The sequence below is a fragment of the Flavobacterium yafengii genome (assembly GCF_030010375.1).
Classification (GTDB): domain Bacteria; phylum Bacteroidota; class Bacteroidia; order Flavobacteriales; family Flavobacteriaceae; genus Flavobacterium; species Flavobacterium yafengii.
Genome location: NZ_JASCRY010000004.1, coordinates 152,133 through 178,726, shown reverse-complemented (window position 1 = coordinate 178,726; position 26,594 = coordinate 152,133). Strand labels below are relative to the sequence as shown.

26 protein-coding genes are annotated in these 26,594 nt (G+C 33.3%); 24 read left to right on the top strand and 2 right to left on the bottom strand.

Translation table 11 applies throughout. The annotated features are described in order from the left end of the window. A complete protein-coding gene (locus tag QLS97_RS13735) occupies positions 1-1,101 on the bottom strand; it encodes a mevalonate kinase family protein (protein WP_282717441.1) in 1,101 nt (366 codons plus the stop codon). Between the two features lie 309 nt (positions 1,102-1,410). Between QLS97_RS13735 and QLS97_RS13730 the strand changes: the two genes are divergently transcribed. The 6 genes from QLS97_RS13730 (at position 1,411) to QLS97_RS13705 (ending at position 6,652) form a co-directional block, all read left to right on the top strand. Then, positions 1,411-2,451, top strand: coding sequence for a LacI family DNA-binding transcriptional regulator (locus QLS97_RS13730; RefSeq protein WP_282717439.1), 1,041 nt, complete (start codon positions 1,411-1,413; stop codon positions 2,449-2,451). Positions 2,452-2,599: 148 nt separating this feature from the next. Continuing rightward, the gene (locus tag QLS97_RS13725; protein WP_282717438.1) at positions 2,600-2,968 is read left to right on the top strand and encodes a lipocalin family protein; all 369 of its coding nucleotides are present in this window, start codon (positions 2,600-2,602) and stop codon (positions 2,966-2,968) included. A gap of 124 nt (positions 2,969-3,092) precedes the next feature. Continuing rightward, on the top strand, positions 3,093-3,506 hold the full coding sequence (locus QLS97_RS13720) for a hypothetical protein (protein WP_282717437.1): 414 nt from the start codon (positions 3,093-3,095) through the stop codon (positions 3,504-3,506). A 256-nt stretch (positions 3,507-3,762) separates the two neighbouring features. Beyond that, complete coding sequence (locus QLS97_RS13715; protein ID WP_282717436.1) at positions 3,763-4,338, top strand: DUF4256 domain-containing protein; 576 nt, start codon at positions 3,763-3,765, stop codon at positions 4,336-4,338. A 366-nt stretch (positions 4,339-4,704) separates the two neighbouring features. Beyond that, a complete protein-coding gene (locus QLS97_RS13710) occupies positions 4,705-5,871 on the top strand; it encodes an acyl-CoA dehydrogenase family protein (protein ID WP_282717435.1) in 1,167 nt (388 codons plus the stop codon). A 298-nt stretch (positions 5,872-6,169) separates the two neighbouring features. Next, on the top strand, positions 6,170-6,652 hold the full coding sequence (locus QLS97_RS13705) for a hypothetical protein (protein WP_282717434.1): 483 nt from the start codon (positions 6,170-6,172) through the stop codon (positions 6,650-6,652). 373 nt (positions 6,653-7,025) lie between these two features. On the opposite strand, the gene QLS97_RS13700 is transcribed toward QLS97_RS13705, so the two are convergent. After that, positions 7,026-7,538, bottom strand: coding sequence for a hypothetical protein (locus QLS97_RS13700; RefSeq protein WP_282717433.1), 513 nt, complete (start codon positions 7,536-7,538; stop codon positions 7,026-7,028). Positions 7,539-8,060: 522 nt separating this feature from the next. Between QLS97_RS13700 and QLS97_RS13695 the strand changes: the two genes are divergently transcribed. The 18 genes from QLS97_RS13695 to asnB all read left to right on the top strand — a co-directional run bounded on the left by QLS97_RS13695 (position 8,061) and on the right by asnB (position 26,532). Then, a complete protein-coding gene (locus QLS97_RS13695) occupies positions 8,061-8,930 on the top strand; it encodes an ABC transporter permease (protein ID WP_282717432.1) in 870 nt (289 codons plus the stop codon). A gap of 86 nt (positions 8,931-9,016) precedes the next feature. Beyond that, positions 9,017-9,901, top strand: coding sequence for an FkbM family methyltransferase (locus QLS97_RS13690; RefSeq protein WP_282717431.1), 885 nt, complete (start codon positions 9,017-9,019; stop codon positions 9,899-9,901). 28 nt (positions 9,902-9,929) lie between these two features. Next, positions 9,930-10,781: a glycosyltransferase family 2 protein gene (locus QLS97_RS13685; protein WP_282717430.1), complete on the top strand. Its 852-nt coding sequence runs from the start codon at positions 9,930-9,932 to the stop codon at positions 10,779-10,781. A gap of 137 nt (positions 10,782-10,918) precedes the next feature. Beyond that, positions 10,919-11,797 (top strand): FkbM family methyltransferase, encoded by an 879-nt coding sequence (locus QLS97_RS13680; RefSeq protein WP_282717429.1) that lies wholly within the window; start codon positions 10,919-10,921, stop codon positions 11,795-11,797. Positions 11,798-11,906: 109 nt separating this feature from the next. Continuing rightward, on the top strand, positions 11,907-12,941 hold the full coding sequence (locus QLS97_RS13675) for a glycosyltransferase family protein (protein WP_282717428.1): 1,035 nt from the start codon (positions 11,907-11,909) through the stop codon (positions 12,939-12,941). A 146-nt stretch (positions 12,942-13,087) separates the two neighbouring features. Continuing rightward, on the top strand, positions 13,088-14,377 hold the full coding sequence (locus QLS97_RS13670; RefSeq protein WP_282717426.1) for an ABC transporter ATP-binding protein: 1,290 nt from the start codon (positions 13,088-13,090) through the stop codon (positions 14,375-14,377). Positions 14,378-14,387: 10 nt separating this feature from the next. Then, on the top strand, positions 14,388-15,257 hold the full coding sequence (locus QLS97_RS13665) for an FkbM family methyltransferase (RefSeq protein ID WP_282717425.1): 870 nt from the start codon (positions 14,388-14,390) through the stop codon (positions 15,255-15,257). Between the two features lie 39 nt (positions 15,258-15,296). After that, complete coding sequence (locus QLS97_RS13660; protein WP_282717424.1) at positions 15,297-16,079, top strand: glycosyltransferase family 2 protein; 783 nt, start codon at positions 15,297-15,299, stop codon at positions 16,077-16,079. Between the two features lies 1 nt (position 16,080). After that, positions 16,081-16,923: a glycosyltransferase family 2 protein gene (locus QLS97_RS13655; RefSeq protein ID WP_282717423.1), complete on the top strand. Its 843-nt coding sequence runs from the start codon at positions 16,081-16,083 to the stop codon at positions 16,921-16,923. 42 nt (positions 16,924-16,965) lie between these two features. Beyond that, a complete protein-coding gene (locus tag QLS97_RS13650; protein ID WP_282717422.1) occupies positions 16,966-17,868 on the top strand; it encodes a glycosyltransferase family 2 protein in 903 nt (300 codons plus the stop codon). Continuing rightward, a complete protein-coding gene (locus tag QLS97_RS13645) occupies positions 17,865-18,776 on the top strand; it encodes a glycosyltransferase family 2 protein (RefSeq protein ID WP_282717421.1) in 912 nt (303 codons plus the stop codon). The genes QLS97_RS13650 and QLS97_RS13645 overlap by 4 nt, the downstream gene beginning before the upstream one ends. A gap of 13 nt (positions 18,777-18,789) precedes the next feature. Then, on the top strand, positions 18,790-19,698 hold the full coding sequence (locus tag QLS97_RS13640; protein ID WP_282717419.1) for a glycosyltransferase family 2 protein: 909 nt from the start codon (positions 18,790-18,792) through the stop codon (positions 19,696-19,698). A gap of 2 nt (positions 19,699-19,700) precedes the next feature. Continuing rightward, positions 19,701-20,918 carry a glycosyltransferase family protein gene (locus tag QLS97_RS13635; protein ID WP_282717418.1) on the top strand — a complete coding sequence of 406 codons (1,218 nt, stop codon included), beginning with the start codon at positions 19,701-19,703 and terminating at the stop codon, positions 20,916-20,918. 17 nt (positions 20,919-20,935) lie between these two features. Then, the gene (locus tag QLS97_RS13630) at positions 20,936-21,850 is read left to right on the top strand and encodes a glycosyltransferase family 2 protein (RefSeq protein WP_282717416.1); all 915 of its coding nucleotides are present in this window, start codon (positions 20,936-20,938) and stop codon (positions 21,848-21,850) included. Positions 21,851-21,903: 53 nt separating this feature from the next. Continuing rightward, positions 21,904-22,917, top strand: coding sequence for an N-acetylneuraminate synthase family protein (locus QLS97_RS13625; protein WP_282717414.1), 1,014 nt, complete (start codon positions 21,904-21,906; stop codon positions 22,915-22,917). Then, positions 22,914-24,074 carry a UDP-N-acetylglucosamine 2-epimerase gene (gene neuC / locus QLS97_RS13620; protein ID WP_282717413.1) on the top strand — a complete coding sequence of 387 codons (1,161 nt, stop codon included), beginning with the start codon at positions 22,914-22,916 and terminating at the stop codon, positions 24,072-24,074. Before QLS97_RS13625 ends, neuC begins: the two co-directional genes overlap by 4 nt. Next, the gene (locus tag QLS97_RS13615; RefSeq protein WP_282717411.1) at positions 24,074-24,772 is read left to right on the top strand and encodes an acylneuraminate cytidylyltransferase family protein; all 699 of its coding nucleotides are present in this window, start codon (positions 24,074-24,076) and stop codon (positions 24,770-24,772) included. Before neuC ends, QLS97_RS13615 begins: the two co-directional genes overlap by 1 nt. Further along, on the top strand, positions 24,772-26,532 hold the full coding sequence (gene asnB, locus QLS97_RS13610) for an asparagine synthase (glutamine-hydrolyzing) (RefSeq protein ID WP_282717410.1): 1,761 nt from the start codon (positions 24,772-24,774) through the stop codon (positions 26,530-26,532). The genes QLS97_RS13615 and asnB overlap by 1 nt, the downstream gene beginning before the upstream one ends. Positions 26,533-26,594 lie beyond the last annotated feature (62 nt).

Here is a 26,594-nt window from a genome sequence, read left to right as displayed (position 1 = left end):
TTAATTCTTTAAAATTTTATTATTTTCTATTATTCTCACGCCAGGATCAACAGTTACGGTATAGGCTTCTATTGCGCCTGCTGCCAGTATTGCTGCCACAACCGGAGCTTCATTTCCCGGTTCAGCCAGTACAACAATACTACCACCACCACCTGAACCCACTATTTTGGCGCCATAAGCCCCAGCTTTCAAGGCGGCATTGATCATCGCGTCAATTTTAGGGACTGTTATTTTTAATAAATCTCTTAAAACAGCGTGATGTTGATTCATTAAAGCACCAATCTTCTTTAAGTCAGGAGTTGGTTTTTCAAATTCTTTTAAAGCCTCTTTTGTATAATGGTAGTTCTTGATGGCTGCTTCAAAGTAAGGAATCAATCGGTCCGGTAAATAATTATGGTATTTATCTAAATCTTCTATTTCGGATGTATTTAAATCAAAATCTTTAAAATTTTGTTTAATAATGTCAATTGCCAATAAAGCATTTCCTTTTAATTCTCCAATCAAGCCAATGGTTTCTTTGGGGACTCCGGAAACCCCTGTTATCAGCCCTTTTAGCTCTGTTCCAACAACGGTATACGTAAAGGGTTCTTTAGTATTAATGTGTACAATATTACCCACTCCAATGCTGTAATGATCCATCATTCCGCCGGGTTCTCCGTGCTCTAAAACTTCAGAAGCATACCCCATTTTAGCAATAAATTCGGGTGTAACTTCGGCATCAACTCCAAAAGCAGTAATCAAAAAGTTAATCCAAGCCAATAGTAAAGCCGATGAACTTGAGGTTCCTGAATTGATTGGAATATCTCCTTTTATGGTGATGTCGTATCCTATACTTGGGATGCAACCCTGTCTTCTCAATACTCGTAGTGAAGATGCAAAATAATCACGAGGCGCTAATTCCGAAAAAGTAGCATGAATATCAATGATCCTGACTTCATTAATATCATCCATATTTAATCTGAAAACTGCAGTGTCATTTTGCACTGCCGTTAATTTTATATTTCGATTAATCGCACAGGCAATCACCGGTAAACCTAAATAATCTTGATGATCTCCAAAGAGGCACGTTCGTCCGGGAGCTAATGATATAATTTCTTTCACTTTTTATAGGTGTTAAAAGGCTGTTATTCTGAATTTTACAACTCATTTTATTTGTAATGCTAACTCTTTAATTCGTTTTGACTTTACGAAACTATAGATTAAATTCTAATAAAACAAGTAAAAAACAATAAATGTGCTCGAACACACTTTGTTTGTGTTGTCGAGCACATTTTTAAATTATATAAAAATGCGATACTTGAAAATAGATTGGGATTCAAAACAAAAGGATGTTACTTCTCAACTAAATTCTCTTTTGTTAATTAAGTCTTACAAAAAAAATAAACCAAAGTTTTTATATATTTGCTCATTATGGATAAAAAATATACAATAAAGGATATTGCTAAATTAGCCGGCGTTTCGAAAGGGACTGTTGACAGAGTCTTGCATAAAAGAGGAAAAGTGTCACCAGCAGCTTTGGATAAAGTTAATGAAGTTTTAAAAGTAATTGACTACGAACCAAATCTTATTGCCAGGAATTTAAAGAACAATAAAATTTATCGTATTTGTATTCTGCTTCCAGATCCCGAAATTGATCCGTATTGGCGTCCTTGCCTGAATGGTATTGATGATGCGGTGAAAGAATTCAAAGCCTATAATTTGGTTATTGAAACCTTTTATTTTAATCCGGAAAAAAAGAAATCCTTTTTAAAAACGAATGAAGCCGTATTAAAATTATCTCCCGATGCCGTTTTGCTAGCGCCTTTATTCCATAAAGAAACTGTAGATGTTATTGAAAAATACCATTCCTTGAACATTATTGTGAATACTTTTAATAACCAAGTCGAATCCAGTTTTGTGAAAAGTTTCGTTGGTCAGGATTTATTCCGAAGTGGGCGAGTGGCAGCAAAATTAATAGATTCGATTACCGGTAATGGTCAAATTGCTATTGTTCATATTGATGAAACCTACAAAAATGCAATTCACATGCAGGAAAAAGAACGGGGTTTTAGAACTTATTTTGATGAGAAAGAAAATTCAGCATATACTATTACCACTTTAAAATTAAAAAATCCAAATGTTGAAATTAGTTTCAATACTTTCCTGAATGAAAACCCGGAGGTCACAGGAATTTTTGTTACTACCTCTAAAGCGTATCAAATCGCTAAAATAATTAGTGATTTTAAAAGTAAAAAAATTAGAGTTGTCGGGTATGATTTAATAGATGAAAATGTTACTTATTTGAATCAAGGCGTAATTGATTTTATGATTCATCAAAATCAGAAAAGACAAGCGTATCTGGGAATAACTTCTTTGGTGGAACATTTTCTCTTTCAGAAAGAAATTCCAGAAATGATTCTTTTACCGATTGATATTGTGAACGCAGAAAATGCGGAGTATTATATGGTATAGTTTTACTTCTTTACATTCAATCCTCAAAACAATGCTATAAAATTAGGGGTTTCTATGCTAGCGCTAGCAGTAATAAAGTAAACCCCAAAAATAATTTACGATTGTATCATTTATAGGTTGAATAGTATTTAACATTAAATCAAAAGGCATGCTTAAATTAATTACATTATTTTTCTTTATTGGATTTTACACAACTTCAAATGCGCAAAATTCTAAACTATTAGAAGGAAAATGGATTTTCAAAGAAGCGTTGAATAAAGGTATAGACGACCTTGGCAGAAAAACCTTGAAATCAGATATAATTAATAAAATGACCTTTGAGTTTAGACCCAATGGTGACTTCGTTGCTTTTGCTTTTGGAGAAAATATGAATGGAAATTGGTTGCTTTCCACTAATTCAAAATCGATAGTTTTAAACACAGGAAAAGAAAAATACGAGTTTATCATTCTTGAATTAACAGGGAACCGTTTATTATTAAAAATGGGTTTAGGTGAGTTTTTAATGAAAAAGCTATAAAAAGTAGTGTTGATAGTTGTTACAAATGATTTGGAGCACGGTGATGTTATAGGCAACCAAGTCGTACGATTGACAAGAAATGAACTATAGAGTACATCAAACTTAATAACTAAAAAAAATGAGTATGAATCCAATCATTAAAAACATTTTAGCGATCCTTGTCGGAATTATCATTGGCAGTTTAGTGAATATGGGAATTATCCTGATTAGTGGTTCCATCATAGCTCCGCCAGATGGTGCTGATGTTACCACTACAGAAGGTTTGAAAGCATCCATGCATTTATTCCAATCCAAGCATTTTATTTTTCCGTTTTTAGCTCATGCACTAGGGACTTTTGTGGGAGCATTTCTGGCAGCTTTACTAGCTGGAACCCATAAAATGAAACTTGCGCTCAGCATTGGTGTCTTTTTCCTGTTGGGAGGTATAGCCAGTGTTTTCATGCTTCCTTCACCCAATTGGTTTACTGTTGTTGACCTAGTGGGAGCTTATATTCCGATGGCTTATTTTGCCGGTAGCTTAGTTGTGAAGAGAAATTAAATTCAAAAACAATATGATACTGATATTTCGGAATTATCGCTTCGACAATCTTTGCTGTAGCCTTTAGTCTGATACTGGTTTTTTGGATTCTAGATCCAATTTTTTTCTATCTTTCCGCTCCGAAAGAATTTTACTCCTGTTGTCAAGCTGCCGTTCTAGCGGAGATATTGACAACGAGATTAAAAAATAGGGCAGCGCGAAATGGAAAATCAATTACACGATTATTGTACGTCAATTAAAATAACACATTATCACAATGGGAAATAAAAAAGAGTTGTCGACAGAACAACGTTCCGCATTACTCAACGTATTAGAAAGCCGTTTTGAGAAAAACAGGAACCGCCACGAAGGTATTGAATGGGCTAAAGTACAAGCAAAGCTAGATGCCTCCCAAAACTTCGGGACTGAAAGATTGTGGTCGCTCCATGAAATGGAAAGAACCGGAGGTGAACCTGATGTTGTGGGTTATGATAAAGAGACGGATCAGTATGTTTTTTATGATTGTTCAGCAGAAAGTCCTAAAAGTCGCAGAAGTATTTGTTACGATCCCGAAGCGCTGGAGTCAAGAAAAGAACATAAACCTTCAACGAGCGCTACTGGTATGGCTGATGCCATGGGCATCGAACTTTTAACTGCAGCGCAGTATCGAGAGTTACAGCAACTTGGAAATTTTGATACTAAAACATCGAGCTGGGTCAAAACACCTTCTGAGATTAGAAAACTAGGCGGCGCACTCTTTTGCGATTACCGCTATGGCACTGTATTCGTGTATCATAACGGTGCAGAATCCTACTATGCAGCCAGAGCATTTCGTGGCTCGCTAAGGGTTTAACTATTGTACATGCACTACATTTAAATTTGAGAACGAAATCACGGTTGTAAAGAATGAATAATCAAATGCCCAGCTGGTATCAACTGTTGCAAATGATTTGTGCCATTGATCTTATTTGAAATGGGATTGTTCTTGAACTGCGCTGTTACTCGCTTTTTACTCACTCACGGGCATAATTTTCTATAAGGAGTTATTTCAGAACAAAACACAACTTGTGATTTATTTTTTGAAGCATTTTTGAAAACAAAAAATATGTAACTTTAGAAAACAAAAATTGTTCGCAAGATTGCTGTATATTACTATCCCCTTGAGTTTTTCCAATGACGGAATCAGTACAAGCATTCTCTAATCTAAAAATGATAAAAAATGCTACAAAACGTATTAATGGAACGAAAGATTTATGCCACTGAAGAGCATAAGATGATGCAAGAGATGATTCAAGAATTCATTTCAAATGATATTATGGAGCATTTAGATGAATGGGAGAAAAACGGTATGGTATCCCGTGAAATATGGAAACGAGCGGGGGAATTAGGATTATTGTGTTTGGATATGCCAGAAATTTATGGAGGCGGAGGATTGGATTTTACTTTTAATGCCTTGCTAATTGAAGCGTTTGCCAAAAAAGGAATAACCGGTCCCGGGTTTTCGTTGCATTCTGATATTGTAGCGCCTTATTTATTGTATTATGGAACTGAAGCACAAAAGCAAAAGTATTTACCGCTAATGGCCAAAGGAGAAATCATTACTGCTATAGGAATGACAGAGCCTAATTGCGGGAGTGATTTGAAAGCACTTCGGACAACGGCCGAAGATAAAGGGGATCATTATCTGGTAAATGGTCAAAAGACTTTTATAACTAATGGTTTTATGTGTGATATGGCTATAGTGGCGGTAAAAACCAATCACAATACGGATGAAGAAGGCGTAACCCTACTTATTTTAGAATCAACAATGGAAGGGTTTCATAAAGGGGTTCCCTTCAAAAAAATAGGAATGAAATCTCAAGATACTGCAGAATTGTTTTTCGATAATGTAAAAGTTCCAAAGGAGAACAGACTTGGAGACGAAAAAGCAGGCTTTAAAATTATGATGCAGGAATTGGCTCGGGAACGATTGACAGTTGGGATTATGGCGGTTGCTACTGCTGAAGGCGCCATCGAAAACACCATCGCTTATACAAAGCAACGAACCGCTTTTGAGACTCCTATTTCAGGATTTCAAAATACCCAATTTAAACTTGTGGAATGTACTACTCAAATGCAAATACATCAGGCTTTTTTAGATCGATGTATCGAATTATTAGTTGATCATACATTAACCACTGAAAGTGCTTCGATGATTAAATATTCGGCAACCGACATGTGCGGACACGTCGTTGATGAATGTTTGCAATTATTTGGTGGTTATGGTTATATGTGGGACTATCCAATTGCACGTATGTACGCCGATAACCGTGTGGCACGTATTTATGCCGGAACGAATGAAATTATGAAAATAGTCATTGCACGTGGATTGTTTAAAGATTTTTGACCTTTGTTGAGAATTTTAAACAGATCAGTATTATTGTTCTTGCAGCGTATGAAGAAACCAAAAAAGAAATAACTATTGTGTTAGAATAGTATTGTTTAACCCGTTGGGTGTCATTATGTTTTAATTATAATTTTCTTCCCGAGGCTTCAAGAGAAAATTACTCGAACTGACGTTATGTATAATTATATTTAAAGGGTTTTTGTAATTTAAATAGCACTAAAGCTGTGCTACGATACACTATTTATGCGTAAATTAGCAATAGTTATTATTTGAATCATTAAACTAAATATTTACTATTATGAAAAATCTATGTTTTTTTTGTTTGCTGTTTGCTTGTGTAGGATTTCTAAGCTGTAAAAAAAATGAAGACCCAAAAGTCGGTAAAGCTAACCAAGTCCAGACTGAAAAACCAATAAGTGTCCAATGCTATAAAGCGCTGTATGAACAAGATACTATTGATTTAAAAATGAATACTTTAAAAAACGGAAAAATAAGCGGCGATATGGTGATGAAATTTTTTAATATGCCAAAAAAGGTGGGGAAAATAGCCGGAGAATTCCATGGAGATACATTATTTGCCAGCTACACCTTTATTCAGGGCGCTAATGAAAAAATAACATATAAAAATCCAATGGCATTTCTAAAGCGAGGGAACGAACTTATTTTAGGGAATGGAAAAATACAAACCACTATGGGTGCTTCTTATTTTGTTAAAGGCTCACCTATAGATTTTGAACGTGTAAAATTTAAATTTATAACTGTTGACTGCGAGGCTAAATGATGAATAAATAAAGGAAAAAGGCATTACTCTTTTTAACTGTTTTGTAGATGAAGAGCCTTTTTTTCTTTTGTCTTGACTACTCACCAGTTCATAATTTATTGGAGTTCGTGAATCTTCGATTTCAAAAGAAACAAAAAAATAGTTATGGGTTATTATTGTTTTTTGGTATCCATGAATCTTCGATTTCAAGCCTGAATGTTTTTTTATAAATTATTAAGATGAATTTTCATGTTACTCCCAAGCCGTGCGTGTTATACAATCGGCTGTGGCAGTACTTTTTTATTGACAGTTACTGAATGCTTTTCTGCGCCATCGGGTTGCTTTACGAACATAATGATTAAAAAGGATAGCTAAGCCTGTTAGGAGCAGTCAATTACTTTTTCTTTTCTTCGTCAACAATTAGTTTTAAAGAATTAATATAATCAGTATCAAATTCTATAACTCTTATTTTGTTTTGCTTAAAACTCATTTCGCCCTCAAATTTACCTTCGGTTCCTAAAAAATCTATTACCACTTCTTTCTCGTTTAGGTCTATTAGTTTACCGAGATAAACCGCTTTATCTGACTTTTTTGCAATCTGAAAAATCTCATATTTAGTTGCTATAAAATTCATAATTGAGTACAAATCTTTTAGAGGAATTATTTCCTCTGCGCTTGTTTTTAAACCTTTAAGTTTGATTACTCTTTCTGTGAATTCATGATCCTTGTCTTGAATAATTGACTTTACATTTTTATTTTTTAATATCGTGTAGCCATCAATTATAAAATCTACAGGATTGTTTTTCAATAAAATCCAATCTTCAGTCCAATCAATAAGAAAACCACTAAAGACATCCTTTTTGTCGTCAAATTCTATTGAAATTAATTGTCGTAAGTATTTTTCCATTATATATTTTAAGTTTCGATAGCAGTTTGCGGCTAACGTTAGTTCTCCCGAAGTGTCGGAATGATAGCTTCAAACAAACTTTATTTTAGTTTAATTGTTAAGTAAATATATTGGATTTAAACTACAATTAAAATTCTTTCTGTGAAAAGTTGCTTTAATGGCTCTCTGCTTTAGCAATTGGATGGTGAAATTTATACAACCCAACTGTGAGGCTAAGAACTCCATTTTTTACAATTAATATTGAGTATGACAGCGAGTTTATCTAATTGATTATGGTACATACGTTAGGCTGTTTGTGTTTATAGTTTTATAGCGAACACTAATAGGTTACTTATCCATAAAAATGATAAAAAAATTAATCTGACCCGCAATTTTTAATGTAATACCTAGTGCAAATTTTTTATATTTGCTTCGTAATGATACTCTTTAGTTAATAAAATAAAATATCTCTCGTTTCTCGACTGCGCTCGAGATGACACGCTCGAGATGATCAAATTAACATCAGTGTTTTAACATCAATCCATGAACCAAACCGAACATACAAATACCACATGGCTGTTTGAAATAACGCCCAAAAATAAATTCTTCTCACTTAATCTAAAGGAAGTTTGGCAATACCGTGATTTGCTGCTGCTTTTTGTAAAGAGAGATGTGGTTACTGTATATAAACAAACGGTTTTAGGGCCGCTTTGGTACTTGATTCAGCCGTTGTTTACCTCGATTACTTTTACTATTATTTTTAATACTGTGGCTGGGATTGATACCGGGACGGTACCTCCTTTTTTGTTTAATTTAGCTGGGATTACTATTTGGAATTACTTTACAGCCTGTCTTAATGGCACTTCTGATACGTTTAGAAGTAATGCAGGGATTTTTGGTAAAGTATATTTTCCACGGATTATTGTACCGCTATCTATCGTGGTTTCTAATTTGTTAAAATTTGGGATTCAGTTTTTTATATTCATTTGTTTTTATATTTATTATTATATTCAAGGTGCGTCAATTGAAATGAATGTTACTGCTTTGTTTTTCCCATTATTGATTGTTATGATGGGTATTTTAGGATTGGGATTGGGCATGCTAATCTCATCCTTGGTTACAAAGTACCGAGATTTCAGTAACCTGATTGGCTTTGGCGTGCAACTGTTGATGTATTTGTCAGCCGTAATGTATCCTATGGCTTTAATCAAAGATAAACTGCCTACTTATGGATGGTTAGTAGAGTACAATCCCTTGGCCTATGTTATAGAAACGACTCGTTATATGTTGTTGAATGTAGGACACATTTCCTTTTGGGGATTGTGTTATACATTTTTGGTAACCATAGTAGTATTTTTTGTAGGAGTGCTCATATTTAATAAGACAGAGAAGAGTTTTATAGACACGGTTTAGTAGTCAGTGTGACCGTTTGTTTTAAAGTTATATTAGGTTTTTAAATAGATTTTAAATTATAAAGTAAAGATTTAATAAATAGATTAATGAAAGAATATACTCATAAATTATTAAAAAAACTGGGTTACAAAATTTCAAACATATCCCAAAAAGAACAATATTTAAAAAACTTAGTAGCAGGTTTTGGTGTTCAAAATGACAGGAATGATTTAGTTTTAATATCGGCTTCTTATTTGTTTGAAATTAAAAAATATTTCCCAGAGATTCATCTGGAGCGTCATAAAGAAGGAGTTTTAGCCCATTTTAATAGTTTACAATTATATGTCGAATCTTCTGAAGAATTTTTTATAATTAAGGAAGTTTTTATTGAAAAAGATTATAATTTATTATCTAATGAAAGCTTTGTGGTCTTTGATATAGGAATGAATATTGGTATTAGTTCCTTGTTTTTTGCTTTAAACAAAAATGTGGATAAAATATATTCCTTTGAACCTGTATTAACCACTTACAATCAAGCATCCTATAATTTGGAATTAAATCAAACTTATTCTAATAAAATCGAAGCCTTTAATTATGGTTTAGGCGGTTCTACCCGAGTGGAGAAAGTGCTGTACAATTCACAAGCAAAAGGCAATTGTGGTATACGATTGGAGTCAAGTCTTGTCATAGACAAGAAAGATGCAATAGAAATTGAAATTGCCATCAAGAATATAAGTGAGGTACTTCCTGATTTGTTAGCAAAGCATCCATTGCAGAAAAAGGTATTGAAAATAGATTGTGAAGGGGCAGAATATGAAATAATTCAAGAATTGAGTGATACAAATTTACTGGCAGACATTGATATATTGTTAATTGAATGGCATGATAAAGGGTCTAAAATGCTGGAGGATATATTAATAGCTAATAATTTTAGGATTATCTCCAGACATTTGACTTCTATTACCGGGATGATTTATGCCTTCAAAAAATAAAAACAAGAAGTTGTAACTGTATATGCCAATGCCTAAAGTATCCATCATAGTTCCCTGCTACAACCAAGCTCAATACCTGGACGAAGCGTTGCAATCGTTGTTTGACCAAACCCATACTAATTGGGAATGTACTATAATTAATGATGGCAGTCCTGATAACACGGAGGAAGTGGCCCGAAAATGGGAAGCCAAGGACTCTCGTTTTGCTTATGTTTACAAAGAAAATAGCGGCGTGAGCAGTGCCAGGAATTTAGGAATTAAAGCTGCAAAAGGAGAATTTATTCTTACTCTGGATGCTGATGACAAGTACGAAGCCACTTTTCTTGAAAAAGCGTTGGTAGTGTTAGGCAATAATCCGGAAATGGGAATAGTGAGCAGTTGGGGCAGGTATTTTACAGCCGAAAAACAATTGCGTGTGTTCCAATCAACGGCGAAGTCAGTAACTGATTTTTTGTTTCATAATGGGGTAAATAATGGTTCATCACTCTTCAGGAAAGCTTGTTGGGAGCAAGTGGGCGGATACGATGAAAACCCGGAAAACGGCTATGAAGATTGGGAATTTTATCTAAGAGTTTGCGGCTTAGGATGGAAAGTACATATCATTGAAGAAGTCCTGTTTTTTTACAGGCAGAGCAATGTTTCCAGAAGTGCCGGAATGAACCGAAAACACAACGAAACCAAGAAATACATTTACATCAAGAACAAGGAAATTTATTGCACGTATTATGAAGCCTTGATAGACCAGTTTTTAAAGACTTCTGATTTGGAAAAAGAGGAAATCAATAAATTCAGAAACACGATAGATTACAAATTAGGGGCTGCAATTTTGAAACCTTTGCGAAGCGTAAAATGGTTTTTTTTGAATCTTTTTAAAAAATAAAACAAATGGATTTAATAAAAAAATATAAAACTTTTAGTTAATTTAATAGCTTTGTTAAATTTGGCTGTGAATGAAGAGAATTGGATACCCAAAGTTGTAGTTGGTTTTGAACTTGAATATTTGTAATTAAACTAATAATGAAAAAAATAATATACGACCTAATAAATAAGTTGGGTTATAGAATTGAAAATAAGAGAAAAATTGAACAAGCTGAAATGATTTTCTTAAATAAATTCAATATAAAGGGGAATCTTGATTTATTTTTTAACTGTAGAAAATATATTTTAAAATTAAACGAAAAATTTAAAAACTTAACTTTGGTAGCCCACAAAGATGGTTTTTTTGTGAGTTTTTTAGACTTGGTGATTTATGTTGAAAGCGCAGATGAGTTTTTTATATTAACTGAAGTTTTTGTTGAAAACGAGTATAATTTTATTACGAATTCAAAATCTATTGTAATAGATATTGGGGCCAATATTGGTGTAAGTTCTCTTTTTTTTTCAAAGTTAAATTACGTTGAAAAAATTTATGCTTTTGAACCCGTTAAGGGTACTTTTGAACAAGCACAATATAATCTTTCACTAAATAATAAAATTCATAAAGTTGAATGGATAAAAAATATAGGGTTGGGAAAAGAAGATTATAGAGACACATTTAAATACAATAAAGATTCAAAAGGAAAAGTTGGGGTTCGAAGTAAATTAAGTTCAAATAGTGAAAAGGCTGTTGAAACAGAAGTTCAAATATGTGATGCTTCAATAGAGATAAGTAAAATTTTGAATGATATAAAAGACAAGAAAATAATTCTTAAAATAGATTGTGAAGGGGCAGAATATGAAATATTTGATAATATTTATAAATCGGGAGTGATTAACCAGGTTGATGTAATACTACTTGAATGGCATGATAGAGGATCTCAATTAATTGAAAAAATATTGTTGGATTCTGGATTTGAAATTATCTCTAAAAATATTTGTCCCATTTCTGGAATTGTATATGCCTTTAAAAAGCCATAATAAGTAAACTTAATTATTTGATGGTGGATTTTGATAATATTTCCTTCTACAATAATGTTAATAGATATAGGAAATCAAGGTGTATTAATGAGCTAAAGTTGATTGAAAAATGAATATATTAATAAAATCATATAACAGGCCCTATTTATTACATTTTACTTTAAAAAGCATTTATAAAAATATTGTTGGAGATTATAATGTAACTATAGTTGATGATGGAACACCAGATGTGTATCTGAAAAAACTATATGATGAGTTTCCCACTGTTAAAATAATAAAAACAATTTATTATGAAGAAAAATCAGCTATTATAAGAAATTATGAAAATAGTAAACCTGATAGTAGTTATGTTAAACTACCTCATTCTGATTGGAATAAAGTTGTAAATAGTTTTGCATTTGATTATTTCTTGATTTTGGAAGATGACCAATTTGTTGTTAAAAAAATTGATTTAGATAATCTTCAAAAAATCATTGATAATTACAATTTGCAATTTTTGCAATTCAATATATTAAATAAAAAAAAATTTAGTTTTCCTTTTAAAGAGCATATGGAGGGTGTTTATATTTATGATTCAAAATCTTTTCTACGCAAAATCAAAAAATTCAATTTCCTTTTTCAGCCTTCTGATTTTTATAAACTAATTATTAAAATTTTCAAGAAACTTAAATTTAAATACTTCAAATTAAATTTCAATAATGACATTTTGGATCTATATAATGTTTATATAATATCTGGGGTTATTTATAAATTAAAGTACTGGAATATTTGTGTTGGTAGTGCTAAGGACGAGTTAAATGAAAATCAGCAACTTTCCTGTGCGGTAAACTATAATTTAAAAAATAATGGAGAACTTTATTTTGGTATTACTAAAGAGCCACATGTTAAGACTACTTTTAATAATACTTCACTTGGTGATAATAGAGGCGTAAATTTTGACACCACGTTATTTAATATTCTTATGAATAAATTATGGTTTAAAAATGATTTAAGTTATTTTGACGAAACGGATTATGAATTAAATGTAAATTGTGTCGTTAATTATTTAAAAAATGAAAACAACCCTAATTGTAATTATGATGAATGGTTGAAATATACCCAATTGTTTGAAAATTGTTATAAAGATCAGGGGTATGATTTATAATATTTGGATTATATCCAATTAGGCCTTTAACTATTTATCCAAAATAAAAGGATTCCATTTCAGCTAAATATGTTTCTATATGAAAAAATAAAATAACTTTGTGCCTTAGCCTTCGTAGTAAAATGGTTTAACTCAATAACCCTCCTTTGAAAGACATTATCCTTAAAGCCGAAAACATCTCCAAGCAATACCGCCTAGGTAAGGTAGGTACGGGCACGCTGAGTCATGACCTGAACCGCTGGTGGCACGAAATACGAGGCAAGGAAAATCCTTATCTCAAAATTGGTGATACCAACGACCGAAGGATCAAAGGAACCAGTGATTATGTTTGGGCATTGCAAGACATTAACTTTGAAGTGGAACGTGGAGAAGTTTTAGGGATTATTGGTAAAAACGGTGCAGGAAAATCTACTTTATTAAAAATATTATCCCGCGTTACTGCACCCACTACAGGAAACATTAAGTTTGGAGGTCGTGTGGCTTCTTTATTAGAAGTAGGTACTGGTTTTAACGGCGAAATGACAGGACGCGAAAACATCTTTTTGAACGGAGCCATTCTGGGAATGACCAAAAAAGAAATCGCCTCCAAGATTGCCGAAATTATCGATTTTTCGGGCTGTGAGCGGTATATAGACACCCCCGTAAAGCGCTACAGCAGCGGAATGACGGTACGTTTGGCTTTTGCTGTGGCAGCTTTCCTCGAACCAGAGATTTTGGTGATTGATGAGGTATTAGCAGTTGGTGATGCCGAATTCCAGAAAAAAGCCATTGGCAAGATGCAGGATATTTCGCGTAGCGGGGGCAAAACGGTTTTGTTTGTGAGTCATAATATGGCGGCGGTGAAGAGTTTGTGTACTAGATTACTTGTTTTGCAAAATGGTACTGTTTTCTATGAAGGATCTGTTGATGAGGGGATTGCATTTTATTTAAATTCGGAGAATGACAATTATGATGACAATGCAATAAATGAATTTATACAAAATCAAACTGATGATTTTTTTGTTTTAAAAAGTGTTTCTGTACATCAAGATTTTTCATCAGAAAATAATTTTTATACAAATAAAGAGATTTTCATTAGTATGGAATATAACGTTATCAAGGACGTTCTAGGTTTAAGAATTGGTTTTGATTTGATTGATTTAACCTCAGGCGTAGTGATTTTTAGATCATTTCATGATGATGTAGAAAATATAATTGAAAATGTAAAAAAAGGTAACTACGCCATTAGAACTGCCATACCAGAAAATTTTTTAAAAAACGGTTCATTCGGAATAAAATTAGCAATTGGTATCCACAATATTAGGTGGATTGTTTTTGATGATAATTTGATGATCAAATTTAATATTACTAATGTTAATGGACTAAACAGTGCTTTTACTGATTCAAGACCTGGATTTATAATGCCTCAATTGGATTGGCACTATTTTGATAATTAATATAATAAAAATGAATAAGAATTTTTTTAAAAGGCCTTTTTACAATATTGCAGGTAAAATCTCTAAAATAATGAGAGATTTTCAAAGAATACAAGATGATAAAGTTACTAAAATAGTAAATGAATCTTGGGATAAATTATTCAAAGGGAATGATTTTTTTGAATTTAAATTAAATAATGACGTCAAAATAAATTTATACAGAGATAGTGTTCTATCTAGATTAATATATGATGGTTTTGAGAAAGTAGAAACGGATTATTTATCTTCTGTTTTAGCAAAAGGAGATGTATTCATTGATATAGGAGCTAATGTTGGATTATTTGGATTGTTAGCATCTCCAATAGTTGGTGCTGATGGGCTAGTAGTTTGTTTTGAACCTTCTCCTTTAACTTTTAAACGTTTAGAGGAAAATGTTGAATTAAATAAATTTGAAAATATTGACATTAGAAATATTGGACTGTCTAATTCTTCTGGAAACCTATCGTTTTTTGTCTCACAAAATGGATATGATGCATGGAATTCCTTTGCGCCAAGCCAAGATAATAAATTAGAAAGTTCGATTCGAGTTCCTGTTTCAACCTTGGATATTGAGTTGAAAGATATTGATAAATCCAAAATAAAATTAGTGAAGATAGATGTTGAGGGTTGGGAAAAATTTGTTTTATATGGAGGAAAAGATTTTCTTGTAAAATACAATCCAATTGTAATGGTTGAATTTACTGAAGAAAATGCCTTCAATGCAGGTTATGCAGTACACGAGATTTATGATTTAATGCAAGTTTTTGGATATGTGTGGTATACTATTAAAAACGGAGAATTAATAGCAGAAACAAAAAAATTATATTACCCTTATAATAATTTGATAGCGATAAAAAATTAAAAGCAGTTTAATAGATTTATCAAAATAGTAAAACCTAAGATGCCTAAAAAAATCACCATCATCACCATCAACTATAACAATCTCGAAGGGCTGAAAAGAACCGTAGAGAGCATAGTGAATCAAACTTGGCAAGAGTTTGAATATGTTATTATTGATGGCGGCTCTACCGATGGCAGTGCGGCTTATATTGAAAGTAAAAGCGAAAATATTGATTATTGGGTTAGTGAGTCTGATAAAGGCATTTACAATGCCATGAACAAAGGCATTGTTAAAGCTACCGGAGAGTATTTGTTATTTTTAAATAGTGGGGATCATTTATTTGAGGATAAGGTGCTGGAACAAAACCATTCTTTTTTGGGATTGGAAGATATTATCTATTTTAATCTTAATGTGGTCAACAACAAAAAAAAATTCGTAAAAATGTACCCAGAAGAATTGTTGTTTTCTTATTTTGTAAATGATACTTTGCCTCATCCTGCAACTTTTATCAAAGCTTCGTTATTTGATAAAGTTGGTTTATATGATGAAAATTTGAGAATTGTTTCTGATTGGAAATTTTTTATCGAAAGTATTTGTAAATTTAATTCTTCTTACAAAAAGATTAATGAGATCGTATCAACTTTTTATTTGGACGGATTGAGTTCGGAATTCCAAAATAAAAACTTGATTGTAGAGGAAAAACATAAGGTTTTAAATTCAGAGTTTCGGGCTTATGTTAATGATGTCATTAGTTTATTTGAATTAAAAAAGACGGTTTCAAACTTAAAAAAATCAAGAAAAATAAAGGTGATGGTTAAATTAGGCTTGTTAAATAAGTTTTAAAATGAATAACCCCTTAGTCTCCATCATAGTTCCCTGTTACAACCAAGCCCAATATTTGGGCGAGGCTTTACAGTCTGTATTAGATCAAACTTATACGAATTGGGAATGTATTGTTGTGAATGATGGAAGTCCAGATGAAACGGAAATTATTGCCAAGCAATGGGCAGAAAAAGACTTTCGTTTTAAATATGTGTTTAAAGAAAATGGTGGATTAAGTAGTGCCAGGAATGCGGGGATAGCGATTGCAAAAGGAGAATTTATTCTTCCATTGGATGCTGATGATAAGATTGGAAATGTATACACTTCATTGGCCATGAAAGCTTTTCAAGAAGATCCCAACTTACAATTGGTGTACTGCAAAGCTGAAAAATTTGGTAGAGAAATAGGAAGTTGGATTTTACCGGATTTTTCTCTTTATGAACTGGCTAGACAAAATATGATTTTTTGTTCTACTTTTTTTAGAAAACATGAATGGGAAAGAGTTGGAGGCTATGATATCAATATGATTTATGGGTGGGAAGATTGGGAATTTTGGATTTCTATGTTGAAAAACAGGGGATTAGTTAAATGTCTAGATGAAGTTGGTTTTTACTACAGAGTCAAAAAAGTCTCTATGATAAAAATGATTGAAGAAAAAAATCAACAAAAGATTTTGGAATATGTAGGCATTAAACACGCTGATTTTTTTATTAAACAGTTTGGTTCATTTTGGTTCATGGATGATCAATTAAACATGTTAAAAAGAGAGAATGAAGCAAATTTAAAAAGTGAAAAATTTGTAATTGATTTGTTTTGTGAAACTTTTTTTAGTTTTTCTTTTTTTGGTATTTATAAAAAGAAATAATCATAATACAAGTAATGTTGTTTTCAAAAAATAAAAGATCAAATGCTAGCCATCATCATTCCTTATTACAAGCTTGTTTATTTCGAAGAGACCTTGCAGTCGTTAGCGAGTCAAATCGATAAACGATTTAAAGTCTATATTGGCGATGATGCCAGTCCAGAACCTCCACTAGCTTTGTTGGAAAAGTATAAAGGTCAATTTGATTTTGTGTACCATCGATTTGAAGCTAATTTGGGAGGTACTTCATTGACACAACAATGGGAGCGTTGTATCACACTTTCAGCCAACCAAGAATGGCTCATGATTTTGGGCGATGATGATTACTTAGATATTGAAGTTGTAGCATCGTGGCATAAAAATTATGATACGTTTAATACAAAATCAAGTGTAGTCCGTTTTGCAACCAAAATTGTAAATCAAAAATCCGGAAAAATATCGGAAGCTTATTTGCAACCCAAAAGGGAAAAAGCAACTGATTCCTATTTTAGAAAATTAAAAGGATTAACAAGAAGTTCATTATCGGAATATGTATTTTCAAAAGAATCTTTTTTGTCAAAAGGATTTAGCAATTATCCCTTGGCTTGGCACAGCGACGATAAAGCTTGGATAGATTTTTCAGAGAACAAGCCGATTTATTCCATAAATGAAGCTATTGTGTTTGTCAGGATTTCGAGTAGCAGTATAACAGGGAAACTAGATAATGAAGATGTAAAGAATGGAGTTTCCATCCAATTTTTAAAAGATTTAATTTTAAAAAAATCAAAAGCATTTGAAAAAGCACAACTTATCGAATTGTTGTTGGAATATGAAAGAGCAATAAAAAAAAGCAGAAAATTAAATTTAAAAGAATGGTTGTTTTTGATGCCATTCTATTTAAAGTATTTTAAACTAACTTCGTTTCTGAAATATTGTAGGCGATTTTTAATCAGTATTTTTAATTTATGAACCCATTAGTTTCCATCATAGTTCCCTGTTACAACCAAGCCCAATTTTTGGATGCCACATTGCAATCGGTATTAGACCAAACCTATGAAAATTGGGAATGTATGATTATCAATGATGGCAGTTCAGACGATACAGACTATATCGCCCAAAAATGGGTAGCAAAAGATAGTCGATTCGTTTATTTGCATAAAGAAAATGGAGGAGTCAGCAATTCTAGAAATTTAGCAATAGAAAAAGCAAAAGGCGATTATATACAGTTTCTTGATTCGGATGATGTTTTGGATGAAAAAAAATTGGAATTGTCGTTGAATCGGATTCATGCAGATGATGGCATAAAAATTGTAATTTCAAATTTCAGAATGTTTGTTGATAATCCTTTTGAGGCTTCAATTCCATACTGTAATTTGAATCCACAATTGTTCAATTTTGAAGGCTTGCTTTATCAATGGGGAGCATCATTTACAATTCCAATCCATTGTGGTTTTTTTGAAGCTTCACTATTTGAAAGTATTCGATTTCCAGAAGACATGACTGCCCAAGAAGATTGGATTGTTTGGGTTTCTGTTTTCAAAAAGGCTCGTAAGGCTATTTTTTTAGACAAACCATTGGCTTTTTACAGACAAAATCCAAAGAGTAGAACTAGGACCAAAAGTTTGTATGAAGACCAGCTTAAAGCCTATGCCTATTTTAAAATTTTTTTGTCAGAAGAAGAATTTCATCAACTTTCTTTGGTTCTAATTTCGAGATATTATAAATCAAATGAAGATTTAAAAAGCAGATTGCGAGCGATTAAAGAATCGAATACCCATCAATCGGGTTTGATGATTAAAAAAGTTTTGAAATCAGCGGGAGTTTTAAAGTTGTTTAAGCGGTTTCTTCCCGCTATTTTAAAATTAAAATCTAAATAACTCTTTTTTGTATATGGTCGCCATCGTAATTCCTTATTATAAAATTACTTTTTTCGAAGAAACCTTACAGTCGTTGGCGAATCAAACGGATAAGCGATTTAAAGTTTATATTGGAAATGATGCTAGTCCAGAAACCCCAACGGATTTATTAGAAAAATATAAAGGTCAATTTGATTTTGTATACCATCGATTCGAAACTAATTTGGGAAGTACTTCTTTGGTGCAACAATGGCATCGTTGTATTTCGCTTATGCAAAATGAAGAATGGTTGTTGGTTTTAGGTGATGATGATGTTTTGCAGGATAATTTTGTATCTGCATTTTATGAAAACAGGAACAAAATAGAGGCGCTGAAAATTAATGTAATCCGATATGCAACAGCGGTTATCAACGACAAAGGAGAAGTAATTTCAAAGCTGTATATTCATCCAAAGCTAGAAAAATCCACTGACTTTTTAATGCGAAAATTGAAAGGAGGAACAAGAAGTTCTTTGAGCGAATTTATTTTTAGAAGGGCAGATTTTGATAAAGTGAAATTTAAAGATTTACCATTGGCTTGGTATAGTGATTATCTTGCCGTTTTAGAGGTTTCCAATTTTTCGTTTTTGTATACTATAAACAATTCTCAGGTTTATTTTAGACATAGTAGTTTGAATATTACTTCAAAGAGGGATAATTTAAAGGCAAAAAATATTGCCACTTTTGGATTTTATCATTATCTATTATATGATAAAAAACATTTTTTTGATTCCGAACAACTTGCTGTTTTGAGGACTAGGCTAGAAAAAACATTCCTAGATAATAAAAAGAATGTCTATTTTTGGATGCAGTTTATTAAATTGTATGTTACTAGTTTTTACTTTAAACAGTATTTGATATTTATGTTTAATGTGATTCAAGCCATTTTAAAAAAAAATAAATAACAATGAAGTTTTTAATAATCGCGCAAGATTTAAGAGCTTGGGGAACCAGTGAAGGTATTGTATCTAGGTCTTTCTTGGCAAAACTAAGAATTGCTTATCCTCAATCTATTATTGATGTGGTTTATTTAAAACAGGAGGACAGTGATGACCAGTTGGAATTATTGCCGGTTGATTCTATAAACGAATGTGTACTTGATTTAAAAATTCCTTTTTTTACTAAATGGGTCAATAAAATTTATTGGAGATTGTTCTATATTTCATTGATAAGAACTCACATTCATAGATTATATGGCTCGTATATTGCAAAAATTGACCATCTCGAATACGATCATATTTTTATTCGAAGTGCAGGAACAGGTCATGAAACGATTTTAGGGTCCAAAGATTTACCCATTCTTAAAAAGGCCATTGTTAATTTTCACGATCCTTATCCCTTATTTTGGTATCCTGGTTCAGAAACGCCATTGACTAATTTGGAGCTTTTTAAACTAAAAGAGATGTTTGAAGTAATAAGTCAGTCGAAAACCTGTATGAGTTCTGCAAGTTTAATGTCAGAAGATTTACAGTCTTTATATGGGTGCAGAAAGAAATTTTACAACTTGCCACATCAATACGATGCAAGTGTTTTTGATTTGTCCGATGTAAGTACTGTATTGAAAAAAAATAAAAAAATATTGATTTCCTATCACGGTGCGATCCAGTTTGGTAGAGATGTCAATGTCATTTTAGATGCTTACAAAGAATTGGTCGATAATAATCATCTGTATAAAGAAAATACCGAGTTTGTTTTGCGATTGAAAGGAATAGATATAAAGGAATTAGAGACTAAATATGCAAAAATTCCCAATATTATAATTTTGAATATGTCAAGCTTTTCTAATTCCTGTAACGAGCAAATGCATGAAGCCGATATTAATATCATCTTGGAAAACGGTCCAATTTGTTGCAATATTCTGGTAGGAAAAGCCCCTTTCTTGGCAGCAGTAGAAAAACCTATTCTGTCCATTTCTCCTGAAAGAAGTGAAATGAGAAGGATAATTACAGACAATCAATATATTGCCAGTTGTACAGATAAGGAAGAAATCAAGCAAAAACTGGAAAACTTCATTGTAAACAGGATGAATTCTGATGAGGCGGTTTATCCATTCGGGGATTATTTTTCGGATGAAAATTTCAAAAAAATGTTGGATAAAATATTGTTTGAATCAAATAAGCAATAATGTAATCCCCACATAAAATGGCAGAAACGCAATACTCTTTTTCCATCCTCATCACCACCAAAAATCGCCTAACCGATTTGGCTTTTACCTTGAATAAAATCAAATATTTCTTAACGGAGGATAGTGTGGAATGTGTTGTTTTTGATGACGGTTCCACCGATGGCACTTATGAGTATGTAAAAGAGAACTTTCCGAAGGTTAAACTCCACAGGAATGCGATTTCCAAAGGTTATATCTTTTGCAGGAACAAGATGCTGAACGAAACCAAGACAGATTATGCCATTTCATTGGATGATGACGCCCATTTTGTTACTGAAAAGCCATTGGAAACCATTCAAAAGTATTTTGAGGAAAATGCCAATTGTGGCTTAGTTGCCTTGCGCATTTTTTGGGGACTCGAAGAACCGGTTACTGTTTTAACCCGCGAAAACCCAAATCAAGTACAAGGATTTGTAGGCTGTGCCCATGTCTGGCGCATGAAAGCCTGGCGGGACATTCCCCATTATCCGGAGTGGTTTGTTTTTTATGGCGAAGAGAGTTTTGCATCTTATCAATTATTCAAAAAAAACTGGGAAGTTCACTATTTGCCTGAAGTCTTGGTGAATCATAGAGTGAATGTGAAATCTCGAAGAAACAATTCAGATTATGGAATCAGGTTACGCAGATCTTTGCGTTCAGGCTGGTATTTGTATTTTTTGTTTTATCCGATTATTTTAATTCCCAAAAAAATGGGTTATTCGATTTGGATTCAATTAAAGTTAAAAGTTTTTAAGGGTGATTTCATAGCTTTGAAAGCCATTATTTTAGCAATTTTTGATTTAGTCTGGGCTATTCCCAAAATTATAAGAGACAGTAACAGACTAAGTTCGCAAGAGTACGAAGCTTATCATAAAATTCCGAATACAAAAATATACTGGCAGCCAGAAAATTAAGTATTTTTACTATCAATGCATTTTAATTTAGAAAATAGATTTATAAAAATTACATGTTACAAAAATCATCCCCTTATATCATTGCCGAAATTGGTCAGGCTCATGAAGGCAGTTTAGGAATATTATATTCTTATATCGATGCTATTGCACAAACTGGAGTTGATGCGGTTAAGTTTCAAATGCACATCGCCGAAGCTGAAAGTAGTGAATACGAACCTTTTCGGATTCAATTCTCTCTGGAAGATAAAACTAGATTTGATTATTGGAAGCGCATGAGTTTTTCCTTAGAGCAATGGAGAGCAATCAAACAGTATTGTGAGCGTTTGAGTCTTGATTTTATTTGTTCCCCTTTCAGTAATTTAGCGGTTGATTGGTTGGAGGAAATAGGTATAAAACAATATAAAATTGGTTCGGGTGAAGTCAACAACTTTTTGATTTTAGAAAAAATTGCCCAAACTGGGAAGCCTGTAATTTTGTCTTCGGGAATGAGTTCTTATGAAGAATTGGACAATGCTGTATCTTTTCTAAAAGAAAGAAATGTCAGTTTTTCTGTTTTACAATGCACGACCTCTTATCCTACACAGCCCGAACAATATGGGTTGAACGTGATTCAAGAATTGAAAAGTAGGTATGGTGTGGCAGTTGGTTTTTCAGATCATTCGGCCAGAACAGCAACGTGTATTGCAGCAACAGTTTTGGGAGCCAGTATATTGGAATTTCATGTGGTTTTTGATCGGCAGCTTTTTGGGCCTGATGCAAAAGCTTCATTAACGATACCAGAAGTAAAAGATTTAGTGCAAGCTGTTCGTTCTATAGCCACATCATTGGCTCATCCAATTGATAAAAACGATATTAGTTATTTAGCCCCATTAAAGCAAATTTTTGAAAAATCATTGGCAGTAAACAAGGATTTGCCTAAAAATCATATTCTTACTTTCGAGGATTTGGAAGCTAAAAAACCAAAAGGATTTGGTATTTTAGCCAGTAAATACAATGAAGTTATTGGTAGAACACTTACGTCCGATATGAAGCAATGGAATTTTTTAAATGAAGATGATTTAGTATGAATCAAAAACGAAAAATAGCTGTAGTTGTAACAGCACGTCCTTCTTACAGCCGTGTTAAAACGGTTTTGTCTGCCATTCAACAACATCCAGATTTGGATTTGCAATTGGTAGTTGCCGCCTCTGCCTTACTAGATCGATATGGTTCGGCTATTAATTATATTGAAAAAGATGGTTTTGCCATCGCTGCCAAAGTATTTAATGTGTTAGAAGGAGAGAATTTGACTGCCGCAGCAAAAACTACTGGAATAGGTATTTTGGAATTGTCCACTGTTTTTGATAATTTAAAACCTGACATAGTAGTCACTGTTGCCGATCGATTTGAAACAATGGCCACTGCTATTGCAGCGTCTTATATGAACATTCCATTAGCACATATCCAAGGAGGTGAAGTGACCGGAAATATTGATGAAAAAGTGCGTCACGCTATTACCAAATTAGCTGATTATCATTTTGTAGCCTCTGAAAATGCAAAAGAACGCGTCATTAAATTAGGAGAAGAGCCTAATGTAGTTTTCAATACTGGATGCCCCTCCATTGATTTAGCAACAACCGTATTGCAAAGTACCTCGCTTCCTTTTGATCCTTATGAGAAGTATGGTGGCGTGGGTGCAAAACCAGATTTGTCTGAAGGGTATTTAGTTGTCATGCAGCATCCGGTTACCACAGAATATCAAGACTCCCGTAAGCATATTGAAGCCACACTTGAAGCGATTCATTCCTTAAAAAAACCTACGTTGTGGTTTTGGCCTAATGTTGACGCTGGAGCAGATGGTACTTCAACTGGAATTCGTGCTTTTAGAGAACAACATCAGTTACCCAATGTTCATTTTTTTAAAAATATGGAAGGAAAAGATTTCTTGCAGTTGCTCCAGCACAGCTCTTGTTTGATTGGGAATTCCAGCGTTGGGATTCGTGAATGTGCTTTCTTGGGCATCCCTGTTGTCAATATCGGTTCCCGACAAAATAGAAGAGACAGAGGTGGTAACAGTATTGATGTTGATTATTCTCAGGAGAAAATTGAAGCGGCAATTTTATTTGCTATAACAAAAGGGAAGTCCCTTTCGTCTCCTATTTATGGAAACGGGAATGCAGGGGTGTATATTGCTGATTTATTATTGCAATTACCGTTGCAGTTTCATAAAACGATTACCTACTAATGCGAATTTTAGGCTTAATACCAGCTCGTGGCGGCTCGAAAGGAGTACCAGGAAAAAATATTAAAAACCTAGCAGGTAAGCCATTATTGACCTATACTTCAGAAGTAGCCTTGCAATCGCATTATCTTTCAGAAGTCATATTGTCCAGTGATAATCCACAAATTATAACAGTAGCCAAGGAATTGGGAGTTGCAGTTCCATTCATTAGACCCAGCGTATTGGCATTAGATACAACTCCTACTATTGATGTTATTATTCATGCTTTGGAATGGTATCAAGCTCAAAATATTTTCTTTGATGCGGTGTGCCTGCTTCAGGTGACAAGTCCATTTAGGACTGTTAGTTTCCTTGATGCCGCCATTGAAAAATTCATGGCAAGTGGTTGTGATTCTTTGGTTTCGGTACAACAGGTACCCCCTGAATACAACCCTCATTGGACGTTTGAAGTGGATTCTAGAGGAAATTTAAAAATAGCTACAGGTGAAGAACAGATTATCAGTAGGCGGCAGGAACTTCCAATTGTTTATCATAGGGATGGCAGTATTTATATTACTAAAACGGAAGTGCTTTTAAGAGACCGTTCTTTGTATGGTAAATCGACTGCTTTTATTGAATCGGACCCCGAATTGTATGTCAATATTGATACATTGGCGGATTGGGATAAAGCGGAGGAAATGATTAAAAAACAACAAAAATAATGTGCGGTATTGCAGGGATAATAGGCGATTACAAAAGTGTTCAGTTGGATGCGATGTTGACTAGTCAGTATCATCGTGGTCCAGATAGTACGGGACGTTTTTTTGATGAAGGTTTTGCAGCTTTAGGGCACAACCGATTGGCCATTATTGATTTGTCTCCTCAGTCCAACCAGCCTTTTTTAGATTCTTCAGGACGGTATAGTTTGGTTTTTAATGGAGAAATTTATAATTACATAGAGCTGAAAGCCCAGTTGCAGGAACAGTATACTTTTAAAACGGAATCGGATACCGAGGTTTTATTAGCTGCTTATCTTGTTTATGGTGCAGCCTGTTTGCAAAAATGCAATGGTATGTTTGCTTTTGCGATTTGGGATGCTCAAGAAAAAAAACTATTTGCGGCCAGAGACCGATTTGGTGTAAAACCCTTTTTTTACGCTTTAAAAGACAATTCTCTTTATTTTTCCTCTGAAATAAAAGCCATTCATGCGGCTGGAATTTCAAAAATCCCCAATGAGAACGTATGGGCTTCTTATTTTGCCTATGGTTCCTATGGCAATCCCGAGGAAACTTTTTGGGAAGGTATTTCACAATTGTCTGGCGGGCATTTTTTAGAATACGAAAATCAAGAGTTACATATAAAAAAATGGTATTCCTTTGAAGAAGAGGTTGCGAAACAACCCCAAAACTTAACTTTCGAGCAAGCCAAAGCACACTATGTTGCTCTTTTAAAAGACAGCATTAATTTGCGTTTTCGGGCAGATGTCCCAGTCGGATTTACTATTAGTGGTGGATTAGATAGTTCTGTATTGTTAGCCTTAGTCAATTTACAAAAGGAAGGTAGTGGCAATATCAATGCTACTATAAAAAGCCGAAAATCGGCAACTGTTACTCAGCAATCAAGAATCAATGCCTATACTTTCTATTCTGATAATCCAGATTATGACGAATTACCTTGGGTGGAACAAATGATAGCCAAAACTAATAACCCGTTGACTACAGTGCTTCTTCAAGCCGATGAGGTTCCTGATTTATCCGAAAAAATGGCGTGGCAACAAGATGAGCCTTATGGAGGAATTCCTACTTTGGCATACGCTAAAATTTTCGAACAAGCCCGAAAAGACAAGGTATTAGTTCTGCTCGATGGTCAAGGTATGGACGAGCAATGGGCGGGTTATGATTATTATACCCAAGAAAATGATATAATCATTCAAGGGATTACGGATTCACCATTCAAAACGAATATACTTGCCAATTCTTTTTTGAATAAAGCACAAAAACCAGTTTATCCAAAACCTTTTGAGGATGTGATTTTAAATAAACAATACCGAGATTTGTTCTACACAAAAATCCCACGAGCCTTGCGGTTTAATGATCGAATTTCAATGCTATATTCTACAGAATTGCGAGAGCCTTTTTTGGATTATAGATTGGTGGAGTTTGCCTTTTCGTTACCATTAGACTTTAAAATAAAAAGTGGTATCACTAAATTTATGTTGCGAGAAATAGCTTCCGAATATTTGGATGATAACTTGGTTTTTGCACCCAAACGCCCTTTGCAAACTCCACAAAGAGAATGGTTAGCGGAAGATTTGAAAGAGTGGGTTACGCATTGTTTTGCTACAATCAAAACCTCTTCGTTTTCTGCTTGGTTTGATTTAAAGGAATTGCGAACGGAGTTGGATCTTTATTTTGAGGGGAACCAAAATTCGAGTTTTCATCTTTGGCAGTGTATTAGTTTATATTGGATGATTCAAAAATAGATTGAATTAAAGGCAAATAAAAATAGATAATTGAAGAATAATAGCTGATTTAGCAGGATATA